This is a genomic window from Anaeromonas gelatinilytica, from assembly GCF_016820635.1.
Taxonomy (GTDB): Bacteria; Bacillota; Clostridia; order Tissierellales; family SIT17; genus Anaeromonas; species Anaeromonas gelatinilytica.
Map to the genome: position 1 here is coordinate 13923 of NZ_WSFU01000108.1, position 23299 is coordinate 37221.

Annotated in this window: 20 protein-coding genes; all 20 read right to left on the minus strand. The window is 28.8% G+C overall.

Annotated elements, in window-relative coordinates; genetic code table 11:
* Positions 1-43 precede the first annotated feature (43 nt).
* Complete coding sequence (locus GOQ29_RS09050) at positions 44-892, minus strand: PTS system mannose/fructose/sorbose family transporter subunit IID (RefSeq protein WP_484477078.1); 849 nt, start codon at positions 890-892, stop codon at positions 44-46.
* Complete coding sequence (gene agaW, locus GOQ29_RS09055) at positions 879-1658, minus strand: PTS N-acetylgalactosamine transporter subunit IIC (RefSeq protein ID WP_203372326.1); 780 nt, start codon at positions 1656-1658, stop codon at positions 879-881. Before agaW ends, GOQ29_RS09050 begins: the two co-directional genes overlap by 14 nt.
* Positions 1659-1704: 46 nt before the next feature.
* The gene (gene agaV, locus GOQ29_RS09060) at positions 1705-2178 is read right to left on the minus strand and encodes a PTS N-acetylgalactosamine transporter subunit IIB (protein ID WP_203372327.1); all 474 of its coding nucleotides are present in this window, start codon (positions 2176-2178) and stop codon (positions 1705-1707) included.
* Positions 2179-2207: 29 nt separating this feature from the next.
* Positions 2208-3353 carry an SIS domain-containing protein gene (locus GOQ29_RS09065; protein WP_203372328.1) on the minus strand — a complete coding sequence of 382 codons (1146 nt, stop codon included), beginning with the start codon at positions 3351-3353 and terminating at the stop codon, positions 2208-2210.
* 56 nt (positions 3354-3409) lie between these two features.
* The gene (locus GOQ29_RS09070) at positions 3410-4138 is read right to left on the minus strand and encodes a GntR family transcriptional regulator (protein WP_203372329.1); all 729 of its coding nucleotides are present in this window, start codon (positions 4136-4138) and stop codon (positions 3410-3412) included.
* Positions 4139-4257: 119 nt separating this feature from the next.
* Positions 4258-6432, minus strand: a complete 2175-nt coding sequence (locus GOQ29_RS09075; RefSeq protein WP_203372330.1) for a methyl-accepting chemotaxis protein — start codon at positions 6430-6432, stop codon at positions 4258-4260.
* 157 nt (positions 6433-6589) lie between these two features.
* Positions 6590-7691, minus strand: a protein-coding gene (gene prfB, locus GOQ29_RS09080) for a peptide chain release factor 2 (RefSeq protein WP_203372331.1) whose coding sequence is annotated in 2 segments (ribosomal slippage) — positions 6590-7615 and positions 7617-7691 — 1101 coding nt in all. Because the reading frame shifts where the segments join, the coding sequence is not laid out codon by codon here.
* Between the two features lie 10 nt (positions 7692-7701).
* Entirely contained in the window at positions 7702-10440 is a 2739-nt protein-coding gene (gene secA / locus GOQ29_RS09085; RefSeq protein ID WP_203372332.1) for a preprotein translocase subunit SecA, read from the minus strand.
* Positions 10441-10578: 138 nt separating this feature from the next.
* On the minus strand, positions 10579-11160 hold the full coding sequence (locus tag GOQ29_RS09090; protein ID WP_203372333.1) for a DUF5317 domain-containing protein: 582 nt from the start codon (positions 11158-11160) through the stop codon (positions 10579-10581).
* A 376-nt stretch (positions 11161-11536) separates the two neighbouring features.
* On the minus strand, positions 11537-12067 hold the full coding sequence (gene hpf / locus GOQ29_RS09095; RefSeq protein WP_203372334.1) for a ribosome hibernation-promoting factor, HPF/YfiA family: 531 nt from the start codon (positions 12065-12067) through the stop codon (positions 11537-11539).
* Positions 12068-12510: 443 nt separating this feature from the next.
* Positions 12511-12981: a GNAT family N-acetyltransferase gene (locus tag GOQ29_RS09100; protein WP_203372335.1), complete on the minus strand. Its 471-nt coding sequence runs from the start codon at positions 12979-12981 to the stop codon at positions 12511-12513.
* 48 nt (positions 12982-13029) lie between these two features.
* A complete protein-coding gene (locus tag GOQ29_RS09105) occupies positions 13030-14418 on the minus strand; it encodes a YfcC family protein (protein ID WP_203372336.1) in 1389 nt (462 codons plus the stop codon).
* 11 nt (positions 14419-14429) lie between these two features.
* The gene (locus GOQ29_RS09110) at positions 14430-15605 is read right to left on the minus strand and encodes a M20 family metallopeptidase (RefSeq protein ID WP_203372337.1); all 1176 of its coding nucleotides are present in this window, start codon (positions 15603-15605) and stop codon (positions 14430-14432) included.
* 170 nt (positions 15606-15775) lie between these two features.
* Positions 15776-16060, minus strand: a complete 285-nt coding sequence (locus GOQ29_RS09115) for an ArsR/SmtB family transcription factor (RefSeq protein WP_207750685.1) — start codon at positions 16058-16060, stop codon at positions 15776-15778.
* A gap of 24 nt (positions 16061-16084) precedes the next feature.
* Complete coding sequence (locus tag GOQ29_RS09120) at positions 16085-17461, minus strand: YfcC family protein (protein ID WP_203372338.1); 1377 nt, start codon at positions 17459-17461, stop codon at positions 16085-16087.
* A 147-nt stretch (positions 17462-17608) separates the two neighbouring features.
* Positions 17609-18076, minus strand: coding sequence for a flagellar protein FlgN (locus GOQ29_RS09125; protein ID WP_203372339.1), 468 nt, complete (start codon positions 18074-18076; stop codon positions 17609-17611).
* A gap of 1 nt (position 18077) precedes the next feature.
* Positions 18078-18452 carry a flagellar export chaperone FliS gene (gene fliS, locus GOQ29_RS09130; protein WP_207750687.1) on the minus strand — a complete coding sequence of 125 codons (375 nt, stop codon included), beginning with the start codon at positions 18450-18452 and terminating at the stop codon, positions 18078-18080.
* Between the two features lie 44 nt (positions 18453-18496).
* Entirely contained in the window at positions 18497-18868 is a 372-nt protein-coding gene (locus GOQ29_RS09135; protein ID WP_203372341.1) for a flagellar protein FlaG, read from the minus strand.
* 26 nt (positions 18869-18894) lie between these two features.
* A complete protein-coding gene (gene fliD / locus GOQ29_RS09140; protein ID WP_203372342.1) occupies positions 18895-21336 on the minus strand; it encodes a flagellar filament capping protein FliD in 2442 nt (813 codons plus the stop codon).
* 71 nt (positions 21337-21407) lie between these two features.
* On the minus strand, positions 21408-23273 hold the full coding sequence (locus GOQ29_RS09145) for a motility associated factor glycosyltransferase family protein (RefSeq protein ID WP_203372343.1): 1866 nt from the start codon (positions 23271-23273) through the stop codon (positions 21408-21410).
* Positions 23274-23299 lie beyond the last annotated feature (26 nt).

The following is a 23299-nucleotide window of genomic DNA, read 5'->3' on the forward strand; positions in this document are numbered from 1 at the left end:
CATGATTTAAAATATGGAAGACCTTAAGGTCTTCCATATTTGATTAAAGTATTCCTAAATATTTTCCTGCAACACCTATAACTACTGTTATTCCTATTAATTTTATAGGTGACCAATTTTTCTTAAGCAAGAAGTACATCAATAATGCATATCCTAATGGAAGCATCTTTGGCATTATTTGATCCAATACATCTGCCTGTAATGCAACCCTAGCTTCCCCTGCATTTATTACTGCTGTTGTTTCTAAACCAATATAAGAAGCTATTAATCCACCTACAACAGATAAGCCTAATATACTTGCTGCTCTAGAAACTAGCTTAGTATTTTCCTTAATCATACTTACAGAATTAACTCCAGTCCTATACCCATAATGCATTAATCCAAATCTCAATGCGAAATGAACTATATTAAACATAATTAAGAAAATTATAGGTCCAGCTATACTACCATCTATTGCTAAAGATGCACCTATTCCTGCACTAATAGGTAATAATGTCAACCAGAATAGTGCATCTCCAATACCACCAAGGGGACCCATTGTTGCAACCTTTACACCTCTTATAGTTTCTGTATCGCTCTTATTTTCCTCCATAGCAGCTATTATTCCCATAATAAATGTTACAAGGAAAGGATGGGTATTAAAGAATTCCATATGCACCTTCATTGATTTTGATAAATCTTCCTTCTTCTTGTGTATCTTCTTTAAAGCAGGAGCCATACTAAATAGCCATCCAGCTGCTTGCATTCTTTCATAATTAAATGAAGCCTGTAAAAATAAGGATCTCCATGCCATTTTATTTAAATCTTTCTTAGTTAAAACCTTTTCCCCACTCTCATCTTTATATTGAGTATTATTTATTTGTGGATTATTTATATCTTTAGATGCCATCATTCACAACCCCCTCATTTGAATTTGCTGGTGGTGGTGTATTATCTTTATTTTTATTATTGTAGAAATCATATAAGGCTATAGTAGTACCTAAAAGAGCTACAGCTAGTACAGGTAATTCCAAGTATGCCACTAATACAAATCCTAAAATAAGGAATCCAGTGTATTCTTTTTTTAACATAATCTTTAGTAACATTGCAAATCCTACTGCTGGCATCATACCTCCGGCTACTGATAAACCATCAATAAATGTTTGAGGTAACTTACTTACCATAGCTTCTGCAGTATCTGCTCCAAAGTAAATTGGTAAAAATGCAACTATAAAATAAGATACAAATAAAATTGCAAGTCCTAGATAATTGATTTTATCAATACCTTTTAAATTAGCTTCTTCTGCATATTTATCAGCTTTATGCATAACTGGTGAAAATGCTGTAAATAGTAATGTAATACCTGCTTGTGCTGCTACGGCAAAAGGAACTGCAATTCCTACTGCTACATTTGGTTCTTGATTTGCTAAAATAGCAAAGGAAGCTCCGATAATACCTCCTATTACTACATTAGGTGGTTGTGCTCCTGCTAATGGTGCCATTCCCATCCAAACTAATTCCAGCATACCACCGGTAATTAATCCTGTTTGAATATCACCTAATATTAAACCTACTATTAAACCAGTCACTAATGGTCTATGAATATGAGTTAATCCATTAAAGTTATCTATCCCAGTTATTCCAGCCCATAGTGCTATAAGTAAAGCTTTAATAAACATTATTTTTCCTCCTTTAAATTTATTTATAAAAACCTTTTCATGAATTTTAAATGAAAGACATCATGTCCTTTCCTCTTTCATCGGGTACTCTTCTTATATCTAATTCTACTCCTAGTTCATTTAATTTTTTAAATGTCTCTTTATCTTTATCGTCAATAGATACTGTTGAAGTAATTTGCTCCTTACCCTCTTCATAGTGCATATTACCTACATTAACTTTATCAATAGGAGCTCCTCCTTCTACTAAAGTTAAAACATCTTGTGGAGTTTTACATACTATAAATATCTTTTGTCTATCTGCTGCCTTATGAATTACATCTATAGTTTTTTGCAATGTAAAAAATCTTGTTCCAACTGTATCTGGAAGTACCATATCCATTAAGTCCTGTCTTACTTGATCTTTAGCTACATCATCATTAGCTACTAATACTAAATTTGCTCCCAAGTGATTAGTCCATGTAACTCCCACTTGGCCATGGATAAGTCTATTATCGATTCTTGTTAATAAAATATTTGGCATATAAATTCCTCCTTACATACTTTAAGTTTTTATTTATCATAGGGATAAATTTTTACCCCTTGTACTACCCTATTCACACTACCTTCAGGACTTGGATTATCTGGATTTATACCTAACTTAATAGATTCTAATAGTCCAAGAATTTGAGGATAAATAATATAGTTTATAGAATTAAACCTTTCATCAATACTTAATTCCTCATCACTTAAATAAATATAATAGTCACTTAATCCTTCTATAGATTTATCTAATGTTTCTGATATAACTAATACTTTATGCCTTCCTTCCTCTAAAGATAACTCCCTTATTAAATCATATTCATATTTTCTTGAATAATCATTTCTTGATAGAAATATTACTATTAAAGTTTCATCATCAACTATAGATTTAGGACCATGTCTAAATCCTAAAGGACTATCATATCTAGTAACGATTTTTCCTGCTGTAAGTTCTAATAATTTAAGAGAAGATTCTCTAGCTAAACCATAAAAGGAATTTGTCCCTAAATAAATTATTTTATTAAAGCTTATACTTGCTATTTTTTCGATTGTTTCAGTATTTTCTAAAGCTTTAATCCCTAAATCAAATACCTTATAAATATTTCTTTTCAAGTATTCAATTTCATCAATACTAAAAAAGAGTAATGAAGCTAACACCATAGATGTATAACTACTAGTCATAGCAAAACCTTTATCATTAGACTCTTCTGGCAATAATATTAGTTTATTTTTAGCTTTATCTATATTCTTAGCCAATTCTCCCTCTAAATTACAAGTAAATACAATCTGATAAAGATTATCAATCAAATCTTCAGCTAATTTTACTGTAGCCACACTTTCAGGACTATTTCCTGATCTTGCAAAGGATATTAATAATATAGGAATATTACTTTTAAAATAAGTTTCAGGATGACTCACTATATCTGTAGTATGAACAGATTCTACATCTAGATTAGAAAATTTGTTCTTTATATAAGGTACTACTGTATCTCCTATAAATCCTGAAGTACCTGCTCCTGTGAATATAATTCTTATATTTTCAACATTTATAATGTCTTCTAAAAAGATCTCTAATTCTTTCTTTTTATCCTCTATTATTTTAAATGTTTTCTTCCAAACTTCAGGTTGATGATATATTTCCCTTCCAGTAACATATTTATTAATATTATTATTCATCTTTTTACCTCCTTATACCGATAACATGTCATCATTACCAGTTATATTAAAAAAATTTATTTTTTTAATATAACTCTAAATTCAAACTTATCTCCTCTAGCAATACCTACAGTATATTCTATTATATTATCTTTCTCATAAGTATATCTTTCAATCATCATACTAGGAATTTTTTTATTTATATCTAATAATTCAGCCTCATTTTTTCTGGTAATTACTGGTCTAAACCTTTCTTCAGCCTTAGAAAATGTTACTCCATATTTATCTCTAAAGATATCATACATAGCCTTGTTTTCTAATTCTTCATTGGTTAAACTAGGAAATCTTTCTTGAGGCAAATAAGTTGTTTCTAACATCATTGGCTCATTATCTGCCAATCTTATCCTTGTAAATTTATATAGTCTACTCTCTATATGACAATTAAGCTTTCTAGATAATTTTTCAGTAGTATCTACAATTCCAAAATCTATAACTTCTGAAGAAGGTTCTTTACCTATCTTCTTCATTTCTTCCGTAAAACTATAAAATTCTAACAAATCTTGTTTAAAAGCATGATCAGATACAAATATTCCTTTTCCATGCTTTTTATAAATATAGCCCTTCTTTTCTAATTCATTCATTGCCTTTCTTACTGTAGCTCTACTGATATCATATTCATCACATAGTTCTCTTTCAGAGGGTAATTTATCATGTTCATTATATACCCTAGATTCTATTTGATTAACAATGATATCATATAATTGATAATATAAAGGAATTTTATTATCCTTACTTAAAAGTGTCATTTAACCACCCATTTCACTCATGATGTTGTGCGTACCAGTTTCTTATTTTCATTTTATACTTTTTATATAAATTTGTCAAGAAAATATACAAAAAATCGAGGATTAAATCCTCGATTTTCCTATTCTATCTTAAATTCCTTAACTATATCGACTAATTCATCTGCCATTTCATCTAATTTATCTGCTAATTCTTCAACATGCTCGATTGCTGATTGTTGTTCTTCTGCACTGGCTAAAACTGTTTGAGTTCCAGCTCCAGTTTCCTGAGATACTGCACTTACTATATTTACACTTTTTTCTACTTCCTTCATACCTTTAGTTAATCCCTCTACTATACTAGAGAATTTTTCTACTATCTCATTTACTCTATTAGTTTCTTCTTTAATATTTTCAAAAGAATCTGTAGCCTTATTAATTACTTCTGTTCCCTTATTTACTTCTACAATGCTATCATCCATTGATGTAGTAACATATTCTGTTTCTTTTTGTATATTATTAAGAATATTCACTATATCCTTGGATGCATTTCCTGTTTGCTCGGCTAATTTTCTTATTTCATCAGCTACTACTGTAAATCCTCTACCGGCTTCTCCTGCTCTTGCTGCTTCAATTGCTGCATTAAGGGCTAGGAGATTAGTTTGATTTGATATATTATCTATAAATGTTATTATTTTTCCTATTTCTTTCATTTCACCTGTTAATTCAGATATTTGAACTGAAGCATTTTCTACTTTCTCAACTATATTAGATATAGCTGTCTGAGCATCATTTATATGTATAGTTCCCTTATATGCCATATCTGTAGCTTGTAATGACGCTTCTTTAATATCTTTAACTCTATTTTCTACATCTTTCATCTCCTCTGACATATTTCCAATAATTTGAGTAGAATTTTCAACACTTTCTATCTGATTTTCCGCTCCTGCTGAAACCTGTTGTGCTACTGATGAAATTTCTTCTGATGCCTTTACTGTAAGATCTGAACGTTCTTTTAACTCTTTTATCGAATCTTTTACATTATTTGAAGCAATATTTACTTTTTTAATGACTCTTGTAAGAGAATCTACCATATTTCCAAAAGATCCTTGTAATAGACCTATTTCATTCTTAGATGTTGTCTTTATTTTTTCGGTCATATCTCCTTCTTTAATTCTATGGGCACTTTTTGCTAAACTTATAATTGGCTTTGCAAACACCCTTGCTATTACTGATGTTAATATAGCTATTATTAATCCTGCTATAAGGGTTATTATACTGGTTCTTTTAAGCGCCGCCGCTGCATTTTCTTCTATTTCTGATACATCTTGCTCTACAACTATTCCCCAATCAGTAAATTCTACATTTGTATAAGCACCTATAACTTCCTCATTATTTTCATTTTCATAAGTAGCTACATCAGTATTTCCATCAGTAGCTTTTATTGCTCCATGATTACCGTTATCAGAAGCATTATGCCTATTTAAGACCTTATTTTCAAAATCTTTATGTCCAATAACAATACCTGTTCTATCCACTATATATGCTAAACCGGTATCTCCAATCTTTTGAGATTCAGATATATTACTTAATTCATTCACATCTAATTTAGCAGCAATAACTCCTTTAGTCTTTCCTATTAAATTCTCCATAGGAAGAGATATCATTACCCCAGGCTTACTAGTCGCTTCATCTATGAATGAATCAGACACATATCTTTCACCACTCTTTGCCTTTACAAAATATAATTCATTCGATAAATTTTGACTCATTTCTTTAGTTCCCTGTATTAAATCTCCCTCTGTATCTATGACATAAATATCCTCTATGGCTTCATTTTCATCTCTTACCCTTCTTATCTTATTTGCTATATCCTGCTTTTCCATTTCTGTAAAATCATTAGATAATGATAATGCTTCCACAGCAGAAAATGAATTAGTTATCATATAATTCACTTGATTTGATATAGATTTTGCAATTGTTAAATTAGATTCTTTAACCATATCCATCATGTTTGTTTTTTCAAATCGATAATTAATAATTCCGACTATTAACATTGGTATTAATGCTAATACAAGAACAATTCCTATTAACTGATTTCTTATCTTATGTTTTGTACTAAATGTTTCATCTCCATCCCTATTATCCTTCTTGGACTCTTTATTCCTTTTAATTTTAAAGAGTCCTTTATTTTCTTGTTTGAATATGTCCTTTTTCTCTTTTAACTTTTTAAGAAACTTAAAATTCTTTTTACTCTTTTGAATATTTTTCTTCACACCTTTAAGTTTAAAAAATTTCTTTTTCATCCCATCATTCAATTGCATACCCCCTAACCTATAATGTCTATAATTTTCGTTCTATTAAGAATTCTATAAATTTTCTGTTAATCCTTCTTTCTTTTTTTTAAATCTAATTATTTTATCGAAATAACTTGAATAAATACAAAAATAAGACTAAAGGCTTAGTCCTCTAGTCTCATTTTTTGTATTTTAAATATTCATTTATAAATTTATCTATATCTCCATTCATTACCTTATCCGTATTTCCTTCTTCTACATTAGTTCTATGATCCTTTACTAAATTATACGGATGAAATATATAAGATCTTATCTGTGAACCCCAAGCTATCTGATTATAATTACCTTGGATATCTTCTATTTTTTCCTTTTGTTCCATTTCTTTAATCTCAATAAGTTTAGCCTGCAACATTTTCATCGCTGTAGCCTTATTACTATGTTGAGATCTTTCATTCTGACACTGTACTACCACTCCAGTGGGTATATGAGTTATCCTTATAGCAGAATCTGTAGTATTTACATGTTGTCCTCCTGCTCCACTAGCTCTATATGTGTCTATTCTAATATCACTATTACTTATTTCAATTTCCACATCATCATCTAATTCGGGAATAACATCCACTGATGCGAATGAAGTATGTCTTCTTCCAGAAGAATCAAATGGAGATATTCTAACTAAGCGATGAACCCCTTTTTCACTCTTAAGATATCCATAGGCATTCTTTCCCTCTATAGAAAGAGTTACAGATTTTATACCAGCCTCTGTATCGGGAAGTATATCTAAAGTACTTATTTTATACCCCTTTCTTTCTGCCCATCTATTATACATTCTCAAAAGCATTTCAGCCCAATCCTGAGCTTCTACCCCTCCTGCTCCTGGATGTATAGAAAGTATTGCATTATTACTGTCATAATCACCATTTAACAGTGTCTTTATCCTAAATTCTTCCAAACGATTCTCTATTTCTTTTCTTTTTGCTTCTATATCAGCTAATAAGTTCTTTTCTTCTTCTTCTTCAACTAATATTAACAATACTTCTAAATCATCTATCTCTTCTGATAAATTTTTATATTCATCTAACTTTTCTTTTGCCTCATTAGATTTTTGTATTATTTCTTGAGCTTTAACATTATCATCCCAAAAATCTGATTTCGACATTTTCTCTTCAAATTCTTCTAATCGTTTCTTTAAAGAAGGTAAGTCAAAGAGACACACCTACCTCATCAAGTTTCTTTCTAAAAGAGTCAACTACTCCATTATACTTTTCTAACTCTAACATTTAATCTCTCCTATCTACCACAACATTTTTTATATTTCTTACCACTGCCACAGGGACAAGGATCATTTCTACCTATTTTTTTGCCTTTAACTACAGTTTTTTGTACTTGATTCTCTTTATTACCATGACTAGAACTAGTAACTTTAGCTACTCTTTCTCTTTCTATTTTCTCCGCTGGTTGTAAGTTATATAAATGTTTTACTGTATCCAACTGAATATTTTTTATCATTTCATTAAACATATCAAAACCTTCTACTTGATATGCTCTTACTGGGTCTTCATTTCCCATAGCTCTAAGATTAATGCCCTGTCTTAATTGATCCATTGCATCTATATGATCCATCCATTTTCTATCTACTACCTTAAGAAGTACAACTCTCTCCAATTCTCTTAACTGTTCTTCCCCTACTTCCTTTTCCTTCGCTTCATATTTTCCTTTGGCTATTTCTTTTAACATTTCACACAAGTCTTCTTTAGTCAAAGACTCTTTATCGTCTATTTGAAGACCTTCTTCAGAAAGAAATATAGGTAATAAATAGTCTTCTATACCTTGATAATCCCATTCTTCTGGATACTTGCTATTAGTCGTATATATATCAACTACACCATCAATTGTCTCATTTACCATACCTTGAACATAATCTCTCATGTTCTCTCCTTCAAGCACCTTTTTTCTCTGCTCATATATTACTTCTCTTTGCTTATTCATTACATCATCATATTGTAATACATGTTTTCTAATAGAAAAGTTCTTACTCTCTACCTTCCTCTGAGCAGATTCAATGGACTTATTTAATAGTTTATGTTCTAAGGGTTCATCATCAGGCATGCCTAATGAATCTACTATTCCTTTCATTCTTTCACTACCAAACAACCTCATTAAATCATCTTCTAATGATATAAAGAATAAAGATGATCCAGGATCTCCTTGACGACCAGAACGTCCCCTTAACTGATTGTCAATACGTCTTGATTCATGTCGCTCTGTACCTATTATATGAAGTCCTCCAGCTTCTAATACATTATTTTGTTCATCTTTAGTCTCTTCTTTATACTTTTGAAGAAGTTTATTATATACTTCTTTTGCTGCAATTACTTCCTCATCATCTCTATCTATATGACTATCTGCTAAGGCTATTATACGATCTGAATAACCTTTTTTCTTCATCGCTGACTTAGCCATAAATTCAGGATTACCTCCTAAAACAATATCAGTACCACGACCAGCCATATTTGTAGCTATAGTAACTGCACCATACCTTCCTGCCTGAGCTACTATCTCTGCCTCCCTCTCATGTTGCTTAGCATTTAGTACTTCATGTTTTATTCCTTGCTTTTTAAGCAATTTACTCAAAATCTCGGAATTTTCTATACTAATAGTCCCAACTAATATTGGTTGACCATTAGAATGTCTTTTCTTTATTTCCTCAACTATAGCTTTAAACTTCACTTCTATACTTTTATATATTAAATCAGATTTATCTTCTCTAATTACTGGTTTATTTGTAGGGATCTCTACTACATTCATATTATATATATGCTCAAATTCTTCTTCTTCTGTTTTAGCAGTACCAGTCATTCCGGATAGCTTATTATACATTCTAAAGAAATTTTGGAATGTAATAGTGGCTAAAGTCTTTGATTCTCTCTTCACATCTAAACTTTCCTTAGCCTCTATCGCTTGATGAAGACCATCAGAGTATCTTCTACCAAACATAAGTCTTCCGGTAAAATTATCAACTATAATTACTTCTCCATCCTTTACTACATAGTCCTTATCTTTAAACATTATATTTTGAGCTTTTAATGCTTGATTTATATGATGACTTAATTCCATATTTTCTGCATCAGCTAAATTTTCTATTCCAAAGAAATCCTCAGCCTTTTTTACACCCTTTTCTGATAATGTTACAGTCTTAGCTTTTTCATCTATGGTAAAATCCATCTTTTCTTCCTTCATTTCTCGAACAAATGGATCTTTTTTCTTTTCACTTTCCTCTATTACTCTTCCCTTTAATGTTCTTGCAAAATTATCAGAAGCTCTATATAATTCTGTGGGTTTATCTCCCTGTCCAGATATTATTAGAGGAGTTCTAGCTTCATCTATAAGGATACTGTCTACCTCATCTATCACGGCGTAATTAAGGTCCCTTTGAACCATTTCCTTTTTATATATAACCATATTATCTTTTAGGTAATCAAAACCATATTCATTATTAGTTCCATAGGTAATATCTGCATTATAAGCTTTTCTTCTATCCTCTACACTTAGACCATGAACTATTACTCCTGTAGTTAAACCCAAAAAATTATATAATTTACTCATAGTTTCCCCTTGGAATGAAGCAAGATAATCATTCACTGTAACTAAATGAGCTCCCTTTCCTTCCAGAGCATTTAGATATAAAGGCATTGAAGCAACATATGTTTTACCTTCTCCAGTTTTCATCTCAGCAATATTTCCTTCATGAAGGACTATTCCACCTAATAATTGTACTCTATATGGTCTTAAGCCTAAAACCCTGACAGAGGCCTCCCTTACTACTGCAAAAGCCTCCACTAATATATCATCCAATGTTTCTCCATTAGCTAATCTATTTTTAAATTCTTTTGTTTTCCCTTGTAATTCTTTGTCATTTAACTTTTTCATATCTGGTTCTAAGGCTTCTATTTTATCCAACAATGGATTCAGTCTCTTTATCTCTCTATTACTATACGTACCAAATATTTTTTCAAATATTCTTTTCATTTATTTACCACCCTTCATAGTTAACCTATCTTATAATTTTATCACTAATAGACTTTCTATACAAATGGGACATGGGGACGGTTCTCGTGTCCCATTATTCGACAAGAATCAACAAAAAAGATAAACAGTATATACTGTTTATCTGCCAAAGCCAAAACTCATTTTTCTATCTAATCCTTTATCAGTCATAGAAGTTTCTATAAATACAAATAGTCCTAAAGCTATTAAAAAATCTCCTATACTGAATACAGCAGGAAAAGGAAAATATTCTGAAATAGCAATAGTTTGTGCTAATACAGGAAAATGAATATTCTCTGTTAAACTAGTAAATAGCCTAAGTTCTCCTGATTGAAGCAATTGCACGGTTTCACTCATTCCTGCCAACTCTAAAGCCTTTATTGATACCGGCATATTTCCACTATTCATAATAAATACAAAGAAATTTAATGCACTTCCTATCAAAACTATTATTAGAGGTATATTTCTAATATTTATTAAAATACCTATAAACAATAATATATAGGATGCAATATAGATTTCATCCATATAATCAGAAATTAATTTTATATCACTATTTCCAAAAAATATTATTACATATTGAAGAATTAATGCCAATATAAATATACCTAAATATTTGAAATTTAAATTTCCTAATCTCCTTAACTTCCCACCTTTAAGCCAACCAACTATAATGGCAAGTATTAAAAATATCCAAATCATTTGACTAAACCTCCCTGAATTTTCTATCTCTATCTACTATTAATTCTATATATATATCAAATATCCTTCTTTTAAATTTGAGATAATATTATACACTTTTTTCCATAAAATTTAATTATAAATATATATTAAAATACGAATATTATAAAAAATAATTATTTATATTACAATGTAGTTATGAATATATAATAAAATATAAACAATGAATGAAGGCTTTGAGTATTTTGTTAAGGAAATCCCGTGAATGAAAGGAAAAAATTCGTTAAGAAATTTGAACTCAAAAAATAAATAAACCTTAGAAATTATAAAAACCCAACAATATATTTATTCACATAGTAAAAGGTAAAGAAATCTTTCTTCACCTTTTAAGTATATTTTAAATTTCAGGTTCAATCAACCCATAATTTCCATCTTTTCTTTTATATATAACATTTGTTTCATTAGTATCTGCATGTTTATATACGAAGAAATTATGTCCTAATAATTCCATCTGTAATATAGCTTCCTCATCATCCATTGGTTTCATTGCAAATTTCTTTGTCTTTACAATTTTAGGTTCATCATCTTCATCTTCTTTATATTCTGGAATATTTTCAAACCTTATAGTTCTACCATTATTTTTTCTTCTTTCTAATTTAGTCTTATGCTTTCTAATTTGTCTTTCTAATAAATCTACCACCTTATCAATAGATGTATACATGTCTTCTGTTTCTTCCTCTGCACGTATTATAGCACTTGAAAAGGGAACACTTACCTCTATTATCTGTCTATTCTTTTCTACAGTCATCGTAACCTTTACTCTAGCGCCTTTTTGAAAAAATTTATCTAGCTTGTCTAACTTCCTATTCACCGTTTCTCTAAGTCCTTCTGTTACCTGCATATTTTTTCCACTAATAATAATGTCCATAAATTCAACTCCCTTCAATTTATATGAAGTAATCGGCGAAGCCGATCAAAAATGATAACTACTAAATATTTTATGAAGTTTATTATCTATATTAATACCCAATAAAAAAATTTTTTAACATACAATTCAATATGTTTATTTAATATATTCGTATATCTTATCAATATATATCATTATATATCATTTTATGCAACCTATTGAATATTTATTTAAATTTTTATCCACATAATTTTTTCTGGATATGTGAATAAGTATAGGTGAAATCTGTGGATAATGTGTATAAGTTTGTGGATTACTGTTAATTAGTACAAGTTATTGTGTGGAAAAAGATGTGGAATATATGTTAATTTGATTTATAATATATCAACAATAGATTTTATTAATTTTTAGACAATTATATTTTATTTTATATAAAAGAAGAGCAGAATATTCTACTCTTTTTTTTACATCTTATATTCATGTTCTAATATAGATAATACTATCAATGATCTATAACCATTTTTACCCTTTTTTGATTCCCTTAACACACCTTCAATATTAAATCCTTCAGATAAATATAAAGCTAATCCTCTATGATTATCATCATAAACATCCAACCATAATCTATGACATTTCTCTTTTTCAAAAGCTAATTTCTTTATTAATTTTATACTCTCTCTACCATAACCTTTACCCTTTTTATCGATTGCTATTCTTCTAAACTCTATAGATTCATCTGCACCACCTATATTGTTTAGCAATACATATCCAACAATTAAATCATCCTCCTTAAGCTTTATAGTAATATGAATTTCACTAGAACTATTAATAGCTTCAAGATGTCTTTCTTTTGACCAAGAAAATACATATTTACTGTTTTCCTTATTTCTTTCAATTTCTATAATTCTATCCAAATCTTTTTTCTTTGTTTCCACAAATACTATTCTCTCTGACTCTACAATACTGTTGATATTATCACCTCACTAAAATGGTCCATAATTAATAATAACTGACAATGCTACAAATACTGCTCCTATTGCTGTCCAAATCAGGAATAATGGTAACATCCATTTTGCCCATTTCTCCCAAGTAATACCACCTATAGCTATCGCAGCCATAAAATATCCAGATGTAGGAGAAATTACATTTGAAAATCCATCTCCTAATTGAAACGCTAATACAGATGTTTGTCTAGTTATCCCAACAACATCTGACATAGGTGCCATTATCGGCATAGATACTGCGGCCTGACCACTTCCTGATGGAACAAATATATTCATTAAACTTTGAACGAGAAACATTCCTATTCCACTTAATGTAGAAGGTAAACCTTGAACAAGAGTAGCCATTCCATTAATTATAGTATCTAATATTCTTCCCTCTTCTAATACTACCATAATAGATGTAGCTAATCCAATTACCAAAGCTCCATATACTAACTCCTTAGCACCATTTACAAATTCCTCTCCTATCTCATTTATGCCCAAACCTCCAGCTATACCAGCTAATATTCCTATTATTAAAAAAGTAGCTGTGAGCTCTGTTATATAAAATTCTAATTTAATTACTCCAAAAGCCAATATTCCCATTCCAACTACTAAAATCCCTAATACTAATTTATGTCTAGTATTAAATTCTGGTAAGTTATCAATATTAAGATTTTCTTGTTTTATCTTATCTTGCTCATAAGTAGGAGATAATTCAGGCTTTTTCTGTATTTTACTAGCATATCTATATACATATATTATTGTAACACCTAAAATTGCAGCATAAACTATTAATCTAAATTCTATTCCAGAAAACAAAGGCAATCCTGCTATACCTTGAGCTATACCCACAGTAAAAGGATTTAAAAATGCTCCAGCAAATCCAGCACCTGCTCCTAAAAGTACCATTGCAGTACCAGTAACACTATCAAATCCCAATGCTAAGGCAAGAGATATTACAATTGGATAGAAGGGTAACATCTCTTCTGCTGAACCTAACATTGCTCCTGCTAAAGAAAATATAAACATTACAACTGGTATAATTAATTTTTCTTTACCCTTCATAGCAATTACTGCTTTCCCTATACCAGCATCTATTGCTCCTGTAGATTGAAGTATTCCAAAAGAACCCCCTATCATAAGTACAAAGAAAATTATATAGCCTGCACTCTCCATTCCTTGAGGTATTGCTTTAAATAAATCAAATGGTCCTACTGGATTACTTTCTACTTTATGAAAACTTTCTGGCACAACAAATATTCTTTCTGTATCTGGATCTTCTTCTCTATCAAATTCTCCTGCTGGCACTACATAAGTCAGGATTGCTGCAAAAATTATAATAAAAAATAATAATGCATAAGTATGAGGTAATCTAAATTTTTTCATGAAATTTTCTCCTATTTACAAATTTTTTCTATCAAATCAAAATATATTTCTGCTGCTTGATATATCTCATCTATATCACAAAATTCATCATTAGCATGAGCTTGATTTATATTTCCTGGTCCTAATATAATAGCCTCTGTATACCCATGATTACTTAATAATGCAGCATCACTCCATGCTGGAAAAGCTACTGGTTTTCTCTTTTTTCCAGTAAATTTCTCTGTAGATTTCAATGCTTCTTTAACTAATATATGATTCTTATCTATACTATGGGGAGTATTTATCATAGAAGCAGTAAATTCTCTTAATGCTCTTATCTCATATTCTCCTCCTGTCCTTGCTACTGCTCTTTTAGCTAAATCCTCTAATTCTTCATGAACAGATTCTAATGTTTCACTTGGAAGCCACCTTCTATCTATTTTTAGTACACATTTATCTGGAACAATATTAGGATCATCTCCCCCATCTATAACACCTACATTTACTGTTCCATTACCTAATAAATCAAATTTTCTATTTTCTAATATTTCTGAAAATTCTTCATATATTAAACGATTAAATTCTGAGGCAGTATATATAGCATTGATTCCTTCCTTAGGTTTACTTCCATGAGTCGATCTTCCTTTGAACATAATTTCTATCCATTCCATGCCTTTATGGGCAATAGATACATTTAATTCCGTAGGTTCTCCTATTACTGCCATCTTGGGATTAATGCCTTTCTTTATTAATCTCTCTGTACCTTTAGAACGTTCTTCTTCATCTATTACTCCTGCAAACATCACAGTTTTATCTAATTTCTGCCCGGATCTCTTCATAGCTACTATAGCTGCTAACATAGCTGTTATTCCCCCCTTCATATCAGCAGACCCTCTACCATAAAGTTTTCCATCCTTTATAAAAGGTTTAAAAGCATCATAATCCATATCAAATCCTGGTATTGTATCGATATGTCCATTAAACATTAATTCTATATCATCAGTATTTCCTCGTAATTTCCCATATACATTAGGTCTATTTTTCTCTATTATATCTACCTCATTTTCAATGTCTTCCTTATCCAATAACGCATGAATATATTCTGCAACCTTTGATTCCTTTATTTCTGTATCCTTATGTCCTTCAATAGATACCAAATCTTGAACAATTTTAATTATCTCTTTTTTGCTAATAAAATCTTTTAACATAGTATTTTTCCTCCCAATAGTGTATATGTTTACACATATCAATTCAATTGTTAAAGCTATATGTCAACTATTCTAGTTCATAACACATTAATCCCTCCCTTTTATTTTTTATAAGTTCATATGTTTAAAATAATGAACTTATTTATTATATATATACCCTTTTAAAAATATTAATAACTAATAAATCCTAAAATTGATTGAGCTAAAGAAGTAAGAACATAATTATTCACTGAATAAAAGGTTTCCTTCCCTTCTTTTCTTGATTCTACTATCCTAGCTCTTTTAAGTATCTGAAGATGATGAGATATAGTAGGCCTAGAAACCTTAGAGTTTTGAGCAATTTCATTTACATTCATTTCTCTATTTCCTAATAACTTTAATATATCTATTCTAGTTTCATCGGCTAAAGCTTTCAATATTTCTATATCTATATCATTGTTATTAAATCCTATCATATTTTTACTCCTAATAAATTCATTTTAAAATGGTCCATATCCTATTATACTAGAAATTATCAATAATATACAACCCTCTATAAACCATATTATAAATAAAGGTATAAACCATTTAACCCATTTTTTCCATGTTATACCACCTATAGTCAATGCCGCCATAAAATATCCCGACGTGGGAGCTATTACATTAGTAAATCCATCACCAAATTGAAATGCTAATACAGCAGTTTGTCTAGTTATTCCAGATAAATCTGCCACATTCTTCATTATAGGCATAGTTACTGCAGCCTGCCCACTTCCAGAAGTAATAAATAAATCTATTATAGTCTGACTAATAAACATACCTATAATTCCAGCTAATGATCCAATTCCCTTTATTGATTCAGCTAAGATGTATATTATAGTATCCATTATTTGCCCTGTTTCCATTACCGTCATTACAGATTTAGCAAGACCTATTATCAATGCTCCGTATACCTGATTAGAAGATCCTTTCATAAATTCTGATACAATTCTACCAGAACTAAAACCTCCTAATAATCCTGAAACTATACCCATTAATAAAAAAGTAGTTGAAATTTCAGTAATATAAAAATCAAATCTTATTATTCCTACTAACAGAAATATAAGTGATAAAATTAAAACTAAAATAACTCTCATATCTTTTTTATCTAATTTAATTTGATCATTTATACTTAAATTTCTATTAGAATCATATTTTTCATCTAAAGCTAATTTTCTTCCTTTTATTTTTGTTCCATATCTATATACAAAAATAATAGCAGTAGATAAAAATACTACATAAGAAATAATCCTTATAGAAATACCTGAAAATAAAGGTAATTCTGACACATTTTGAGCTATACCGGTAGTAAAAGGATTTAACACTCCAGCCACAAATCCAGAACCAGTTCCTAGTAAAATCATTACGACTCCAGTAAGTTTATCAAATCCTAATGCTAAAGATAAACTTATAATCATAGTATAAAAAGGTAATGCTTCCTCTGCGGTACCAAACACTGTTCCAGCTAAGGAAAATGCTATCATTATCAATGGAATTACATTCTTTTCCTTACCTTTATATCTTATTACTATATCTTTTATTATTCTATTAATAGTTCCAGTAGCATTTATAATACCAAGACTACCTCCTGCAATTAATACAAATACTATTATATTTCCTGATTGCATCATACCTTCAGGGATAGAATTGAATATATCAAATACCGAAAGAGAAGATTTTTCAGTCCTTGTATAACTATCTGGAACAACATAAGTAATACCTGTCTCTTCATCTATATATCTTTCATAAGTACCTGATGGAATTATATAAGACATTAAACCCATTATTATTATTATTATAAATAAAAGCACATATGAATTAGGTATCCTATTAGTCATAATAACTCCTCCAAAAAATATTATAAGTTTATACATATCAACATATTATTTAATATTCTATATTAATTATAAAAATCCTTCTTATTTTTAAAAAAATCTGATAGTTTATTATTTCACAAAAATAAGGCAGATTGCTCTGCCTCAAAATTAATTTTTTGAATCTATAAAATATCCTTCAGTATTTGGAGCCTTATTATAATATTTATTAGTAGTAGTCTTGCCCCTTTTTACTTCCCTTAATTTTGTTTTTACATAATTAAATTTATTTTTCATATCTTCACTATTACTCTTGTCCAAATCTACTATTTTCATCATTTTATCATTACATTTGTTAGTTACTTCTTTAAGCCTTAATAGATACATCTTTTCTACATTTAATTCCATCAAATCTGTAACTTGATATTTTTCTTTAATATTATTAAATATTTTTAGAAATTTATTATCTAGATTATCGACCTTTCCTATGACTTTTTCCTTATTATTTATTAGTCTATTTAACTTTTCTATATCCATAGCTTTAATAAGTTTCTTTTGAGCAATAGTTAATCTATAAAAATCATCTAATAAAATATTTTTATTTTCTAAAATCTGTATAAGCTTATTTATTTCTTCCATACTATTTTCCCTTCTTAGCTAATTTCATAGCTTGTTGCCAAGTATCTTTTAATTCTTTAGCCATACCATATATTTCATTTAAAATTTCTACATCTTTACCTATATTAGCCTCTATTAATCTTCTATTCATATAATCATATAATTGATATAAACTTTCTCCTACTTCATAATTTCTATCTACAGTAGCCATAAACTCATTTATAATATTTTGGGCTTTTAAATTACTATTATGAGATTTTTCTGCATTTCTTTCTTCAGCAAATATAATTGCTTCCTTTATAAATCTCATACATCCCTCATAAAGTTTGAGAGTAAGTTCTTCTGGAGATGATGTCATTATTGAATTATTTTGATATTGTGAATATGGATTCTGCATTGTCACAACTATCTCCTCCTAATATATAAATCAATATAATTTTTTCAAATTTTTTCGTCAACTATAAGCCCCGCTAGTTCCCACATTTTCCCTATCATATCTAATATCTTCTCTGGTGGTATTTCTCGTATTATTTCTTCTGTTTCTGTATCTACTAATTTGACCATAATAGTCTTAGTTTGTTCATGAACTGAATATTCAAGCTTCCTGTCATAAAGTTTTAAACTCTCATTAGATGCATTAATAGCATGTATCAATTCATCTTCGCTAACCTTTTTTTCCCCTTGAAGACCACTTTCTGATGTTATTTTTACAGTTTTTATTTGTTCTTCTTGTTTGTTTTGAGGATTTACTTCTTCACTAATACTTCCTCCAATATTAACCATTTGTGAACCCACTATTCCTTCAATGGACATTGTTCATACCCCCTTAATTAAACTCCTTATCCGAATTGTTGATTTAGCCACCCAGATTGTGCATTCATTTGTTGAATTGCTTTCTCCATCTTAGCAAACATACTATAATAATAATTTTCTTTATCTGTTAATTCTTTAAGTAAAGTAGTTATTCTACCTTCATAATCTTCAATTTTTTCGCTTAACATATTATCAGTATCTGATATATCTCCTTCGATTCCAGCTTTTTCTAATAATCTACCTTTATTACCATATTCATCTCTGGTAGTTCTAATATTATCGTTTAAAATATCATTCAATCGTTCTGCTATTCCTTCACTTTTATATCTTTCTCCTCTATTCGATGTATCATCATAACTTACCGTAGAATCCTTAGTAAATAAGGCTATTACATCTTCAGGTCTATCATTAAGTGCATCTCTTAATTTTGTTTCATCAATAACTAATTTTCCCTTATCTAAATAATTTGAACTAGTTTTTATTCCAATTTCATAAAGATTTAAATCTACTCCTTCTACATCATCATATAAAGCTCTTCGCATATCATATGTTATTTTTTGCACAATAGAATCACTTCTTAATATTCCACTTTTTGATTTTTCTTCCCACAATTCAATTTCTTTTTCACTCATTTCCTTCTTCTCTTCGTCAGTAAGTGGTCTATAATCTCTATATCTTTTTTCACTTAAACTCACATTGATTTTATCAATCATTTCATTATATTGTTTTACAAATTCTTTTATTTTTTCAATAGCCTCATCAGGATTAGAATTAATAGATATATCAATATCTCCAACTACTTCTTGTTTCAATGTATATTCTACACCATCTATTGTAAATTCATTTTTACTTCTAGTTGTAGAAACTCCATTAAAATTAAATGAAGCATCTTGTGCATCTTGATCTTTCACTAAACCTAAAACTTCACCTAAAAAATTACCTGAATCATCATTAATAGTTACATCATTCATTAATCCAGTTTCTTTTGACTCTAATTGAAACTCATCGGTTACACTATTATATCTTAACTTTACTCCTACATCACTAGAATTTACAGCTTCTATAATATCTTTCATAGTATCTGTATCACTAAATGTAAATTTTTCATCATTTATAGTAAAAGATATCTCATTATCAACAAAGTTAATATTTTGAGTAAATTTAGCATCTTTAAGCTGATCATTTAAATTCAATGTATTTGTCTGTCCTACTTCAAATCCCAAATCATTTACTATAGTTTCAGTACTATTAGAAATCTTTATCTCTTCTCCATTAGTTCCTATAAAAGAAAGTTTTCCATCTAAAACAGTGGCAGTAATTGAACCATGAGAAAGTTGAGAATTTATTTCTGTAACTAAACTTGAAACATCCTCAAAGTCACTGTCTAAATCTATATGATAATCAACTCCATCGATATTAATATTAAACTCTTTTCCTATCTCAGATATATCCATATTTGGAGTAGCTTCTAATGGTTTAATTTTAGAACCATTTTTTAAACCTAGTTTCTTTATTACGTCATCTGTTTCTCCACTATTAAATGTTATTTCATCAGACGTATTATAAGATATAAATTTCAATGAATCTTCATCATTAGTCACTTTAATCTTATTTGCTCCTAATGCTGCATCAATATCATCCTGTAATTGTGTGGTAAACTCATCGATATCATTAGCATTAATATCAATAGCTATATCAGTTTCTATATCATTAATATCTACTTTTATATTTCCACTAAAAGTTATAGGATTTGTGAAATCTCTCTTAGACCCTAAAATAGAATTCGACTGATTATTATTAAATCCTAAATCTGATACATATCTATGAGGTGTACTTTTTATTTGTAAATCATGACCTACAGAATCAATTTGAATATTTCCTCCATTATCTGATAATACAATATTTCCAGCTCCAAACGCTTTATCTAATTTTACCTGTAAGTCTTCTATTAATTTAGTTGTAGTTTCTGATGAATAATCTTTATCTAAAGTTATAGTTTTTTCTACACCATCAAGACTAATATTAAAGCTTTTTCCTTCCTTTAAATTATCTTTATTCAAATTTGTACCAATCATATTAGAAATATTTTTAGTATCATCTGTACTCCATATAGCCTTTTTAGCTAATATAATATCACTTATAGTATAATTTCCTGGAGAAGCACTCCCAGTAGGATTTATACTTATAGCACTTGTATCTACACCATTCATTTTTATAATAGATTCAAAAGTAGAAAAAGCAGATGTAGTTCTAAAGTTTGTAGAAGGTTTTAAAAAATTAAAATATTCATCTTGAAACCCTCTAAGCATATTTGCAACATCTCTATATGCATCCCTCTTCCACTCTGTGTAAGTTTTTTCTTGTTTTACTCTATTTACTTTCATTTTCTCGGCTTCCATCATTTTTTCTATCATACTTTCAGTATCTACACCTGATGCTAACCCTGTTATCCTTAACATATCGCTCATTAAATCATCGCCTCCAATATAATTTCCATTCCTAAATAAATTATCGACAAAAAATACGATTTCTTTAGTTTTTATATCATTTTTGCATTTTTTTGTTCTATTAAATTATTTATAGTTTCCTTTATAAGAGGCAATGTAAATTCTACTGATTCATATAAAGATTTATAAAAGATACGCGATCTATTCATGATTGAAATATCATCTTGCTCATCATCAATAAGTGTATTTTCTATAAAAACTCTATATACAATAGGTTCTATTAAATAATTAATCATACTAATTTCTTCTCTTTTTTCCTTTAAGTATCTATCTATGTCATCTAATCTATTTAATTTAGCTTTAATATTAACATTTTCTATTTTTCTATTTTCATAAGATTCTATTATTTTATTACAAATATTAATACCATCTAAAGACTTCTTATATATTATTTCTAAATTACTATAAATTTCTTCCAATTTCTTAACTAAAAGTTTTAATTCTTGCTTATTAAATTTAAAACTATCATCTAAGGCATTACTAATTTTTTCAGTAATATTTATATTTTGTTTACAATATTCTTCTATTGTATTTTTAAATGTCATTACTTTAGTGCCTTCTATTTTAGCTCCTCCTTCTGTAGCATCAATATATTTACGTTCACTTTTATCATTTGCTATTTCATTTTCGAACCACTTTAAAAAAGTATATAAATCATGTCCTGTTAATATTTTGTCTCCATTTATATCTTCAACTTTAAAATATTTAGTTTTTATATTACTAATTTCTGTACTATATTTTGTCCCCTTAGCATGAGTTTTATTGTTTGTATAAGCTAAATCTTGTCCAATAAATATTATAGGATCGGCTCCAAGCTTTTTAGCAACATTAAAAGCAACACAAGCTACTGAACCTCCTAACTTTATAATTCCTACATCTTTGCCAAATTCTTTAAACAACTCTTTAATATATCCGTTGTTATTATCAGCTAATATCTTAGCTCCTCTATGTTTTTTCAATATTTCTGGATGGGAAGTTCCAATATAAATCAAAGGAATATCACTATAATCCAATTTATCAAAATGACCTAAATTTAATTTTCCACCATCGACAGTAATAATAAAATCTGGTTCAATCTCTTTAGCTAATAAAACCTTAAGAGCTGTATCTACACAAATAATTACTGCTTTTTCCTTTATAGTTTTTAATAATTCTACATTTTTATTTAATGAAGGCCCTGCCGAAACTATTACTACTGGTCTATTTTTAAAAATACCTTTCAATTGATTTATATTATGACTTTCTGTAGCAAATCTTATATTTTTTAATAAATTCCTCTGCCATTCTCTATCAAATCTAATTATCGTGTTTCTATCAATTTTTCTTATAAATACATGATCTTCAATAACTTGTTTTACATTTTGCTCAGTTTCTTGGAAAAACTTTTTATATACAGGAAATGAATAGTACTCTATTAAATGATAATTCTTCCAAGATAATTTTGTTATTAAAAATTGTTTTAATATATCATTGTTTTTTCCTAACATAACATAAATATTTTTATTCTCTATAATATCAGTTATATCAATATTTCTAATTATCTCATTAAATATTGATATGCTAGGTTCAATGACTAATACTTTTACTGTCTTATCTAATTTTTTTATTAATTCTTTTATATGATAAATCATACCAAATCCAAATAGTATATATATTTTTTCTTTTTTTATATTTTTATCAGAAATCCACCTCTCAGCTTCTCTCTGGGGATTAAATTTACTATGTAAATGAACATTAGCATCTTCTATATTAAGAACAAAGGATTTTTGACCATTTCTTGCTTCTTTAACATCTACAATTATATTATCTTTTTTTTCATTCATACTTTCTTTCATATCAGGAAATCTATCATTAAACTTTTTTAAATTTTTTCTATATATTTCATCATTTATATTCATAATACTCTCCCTATCATATTTATTAG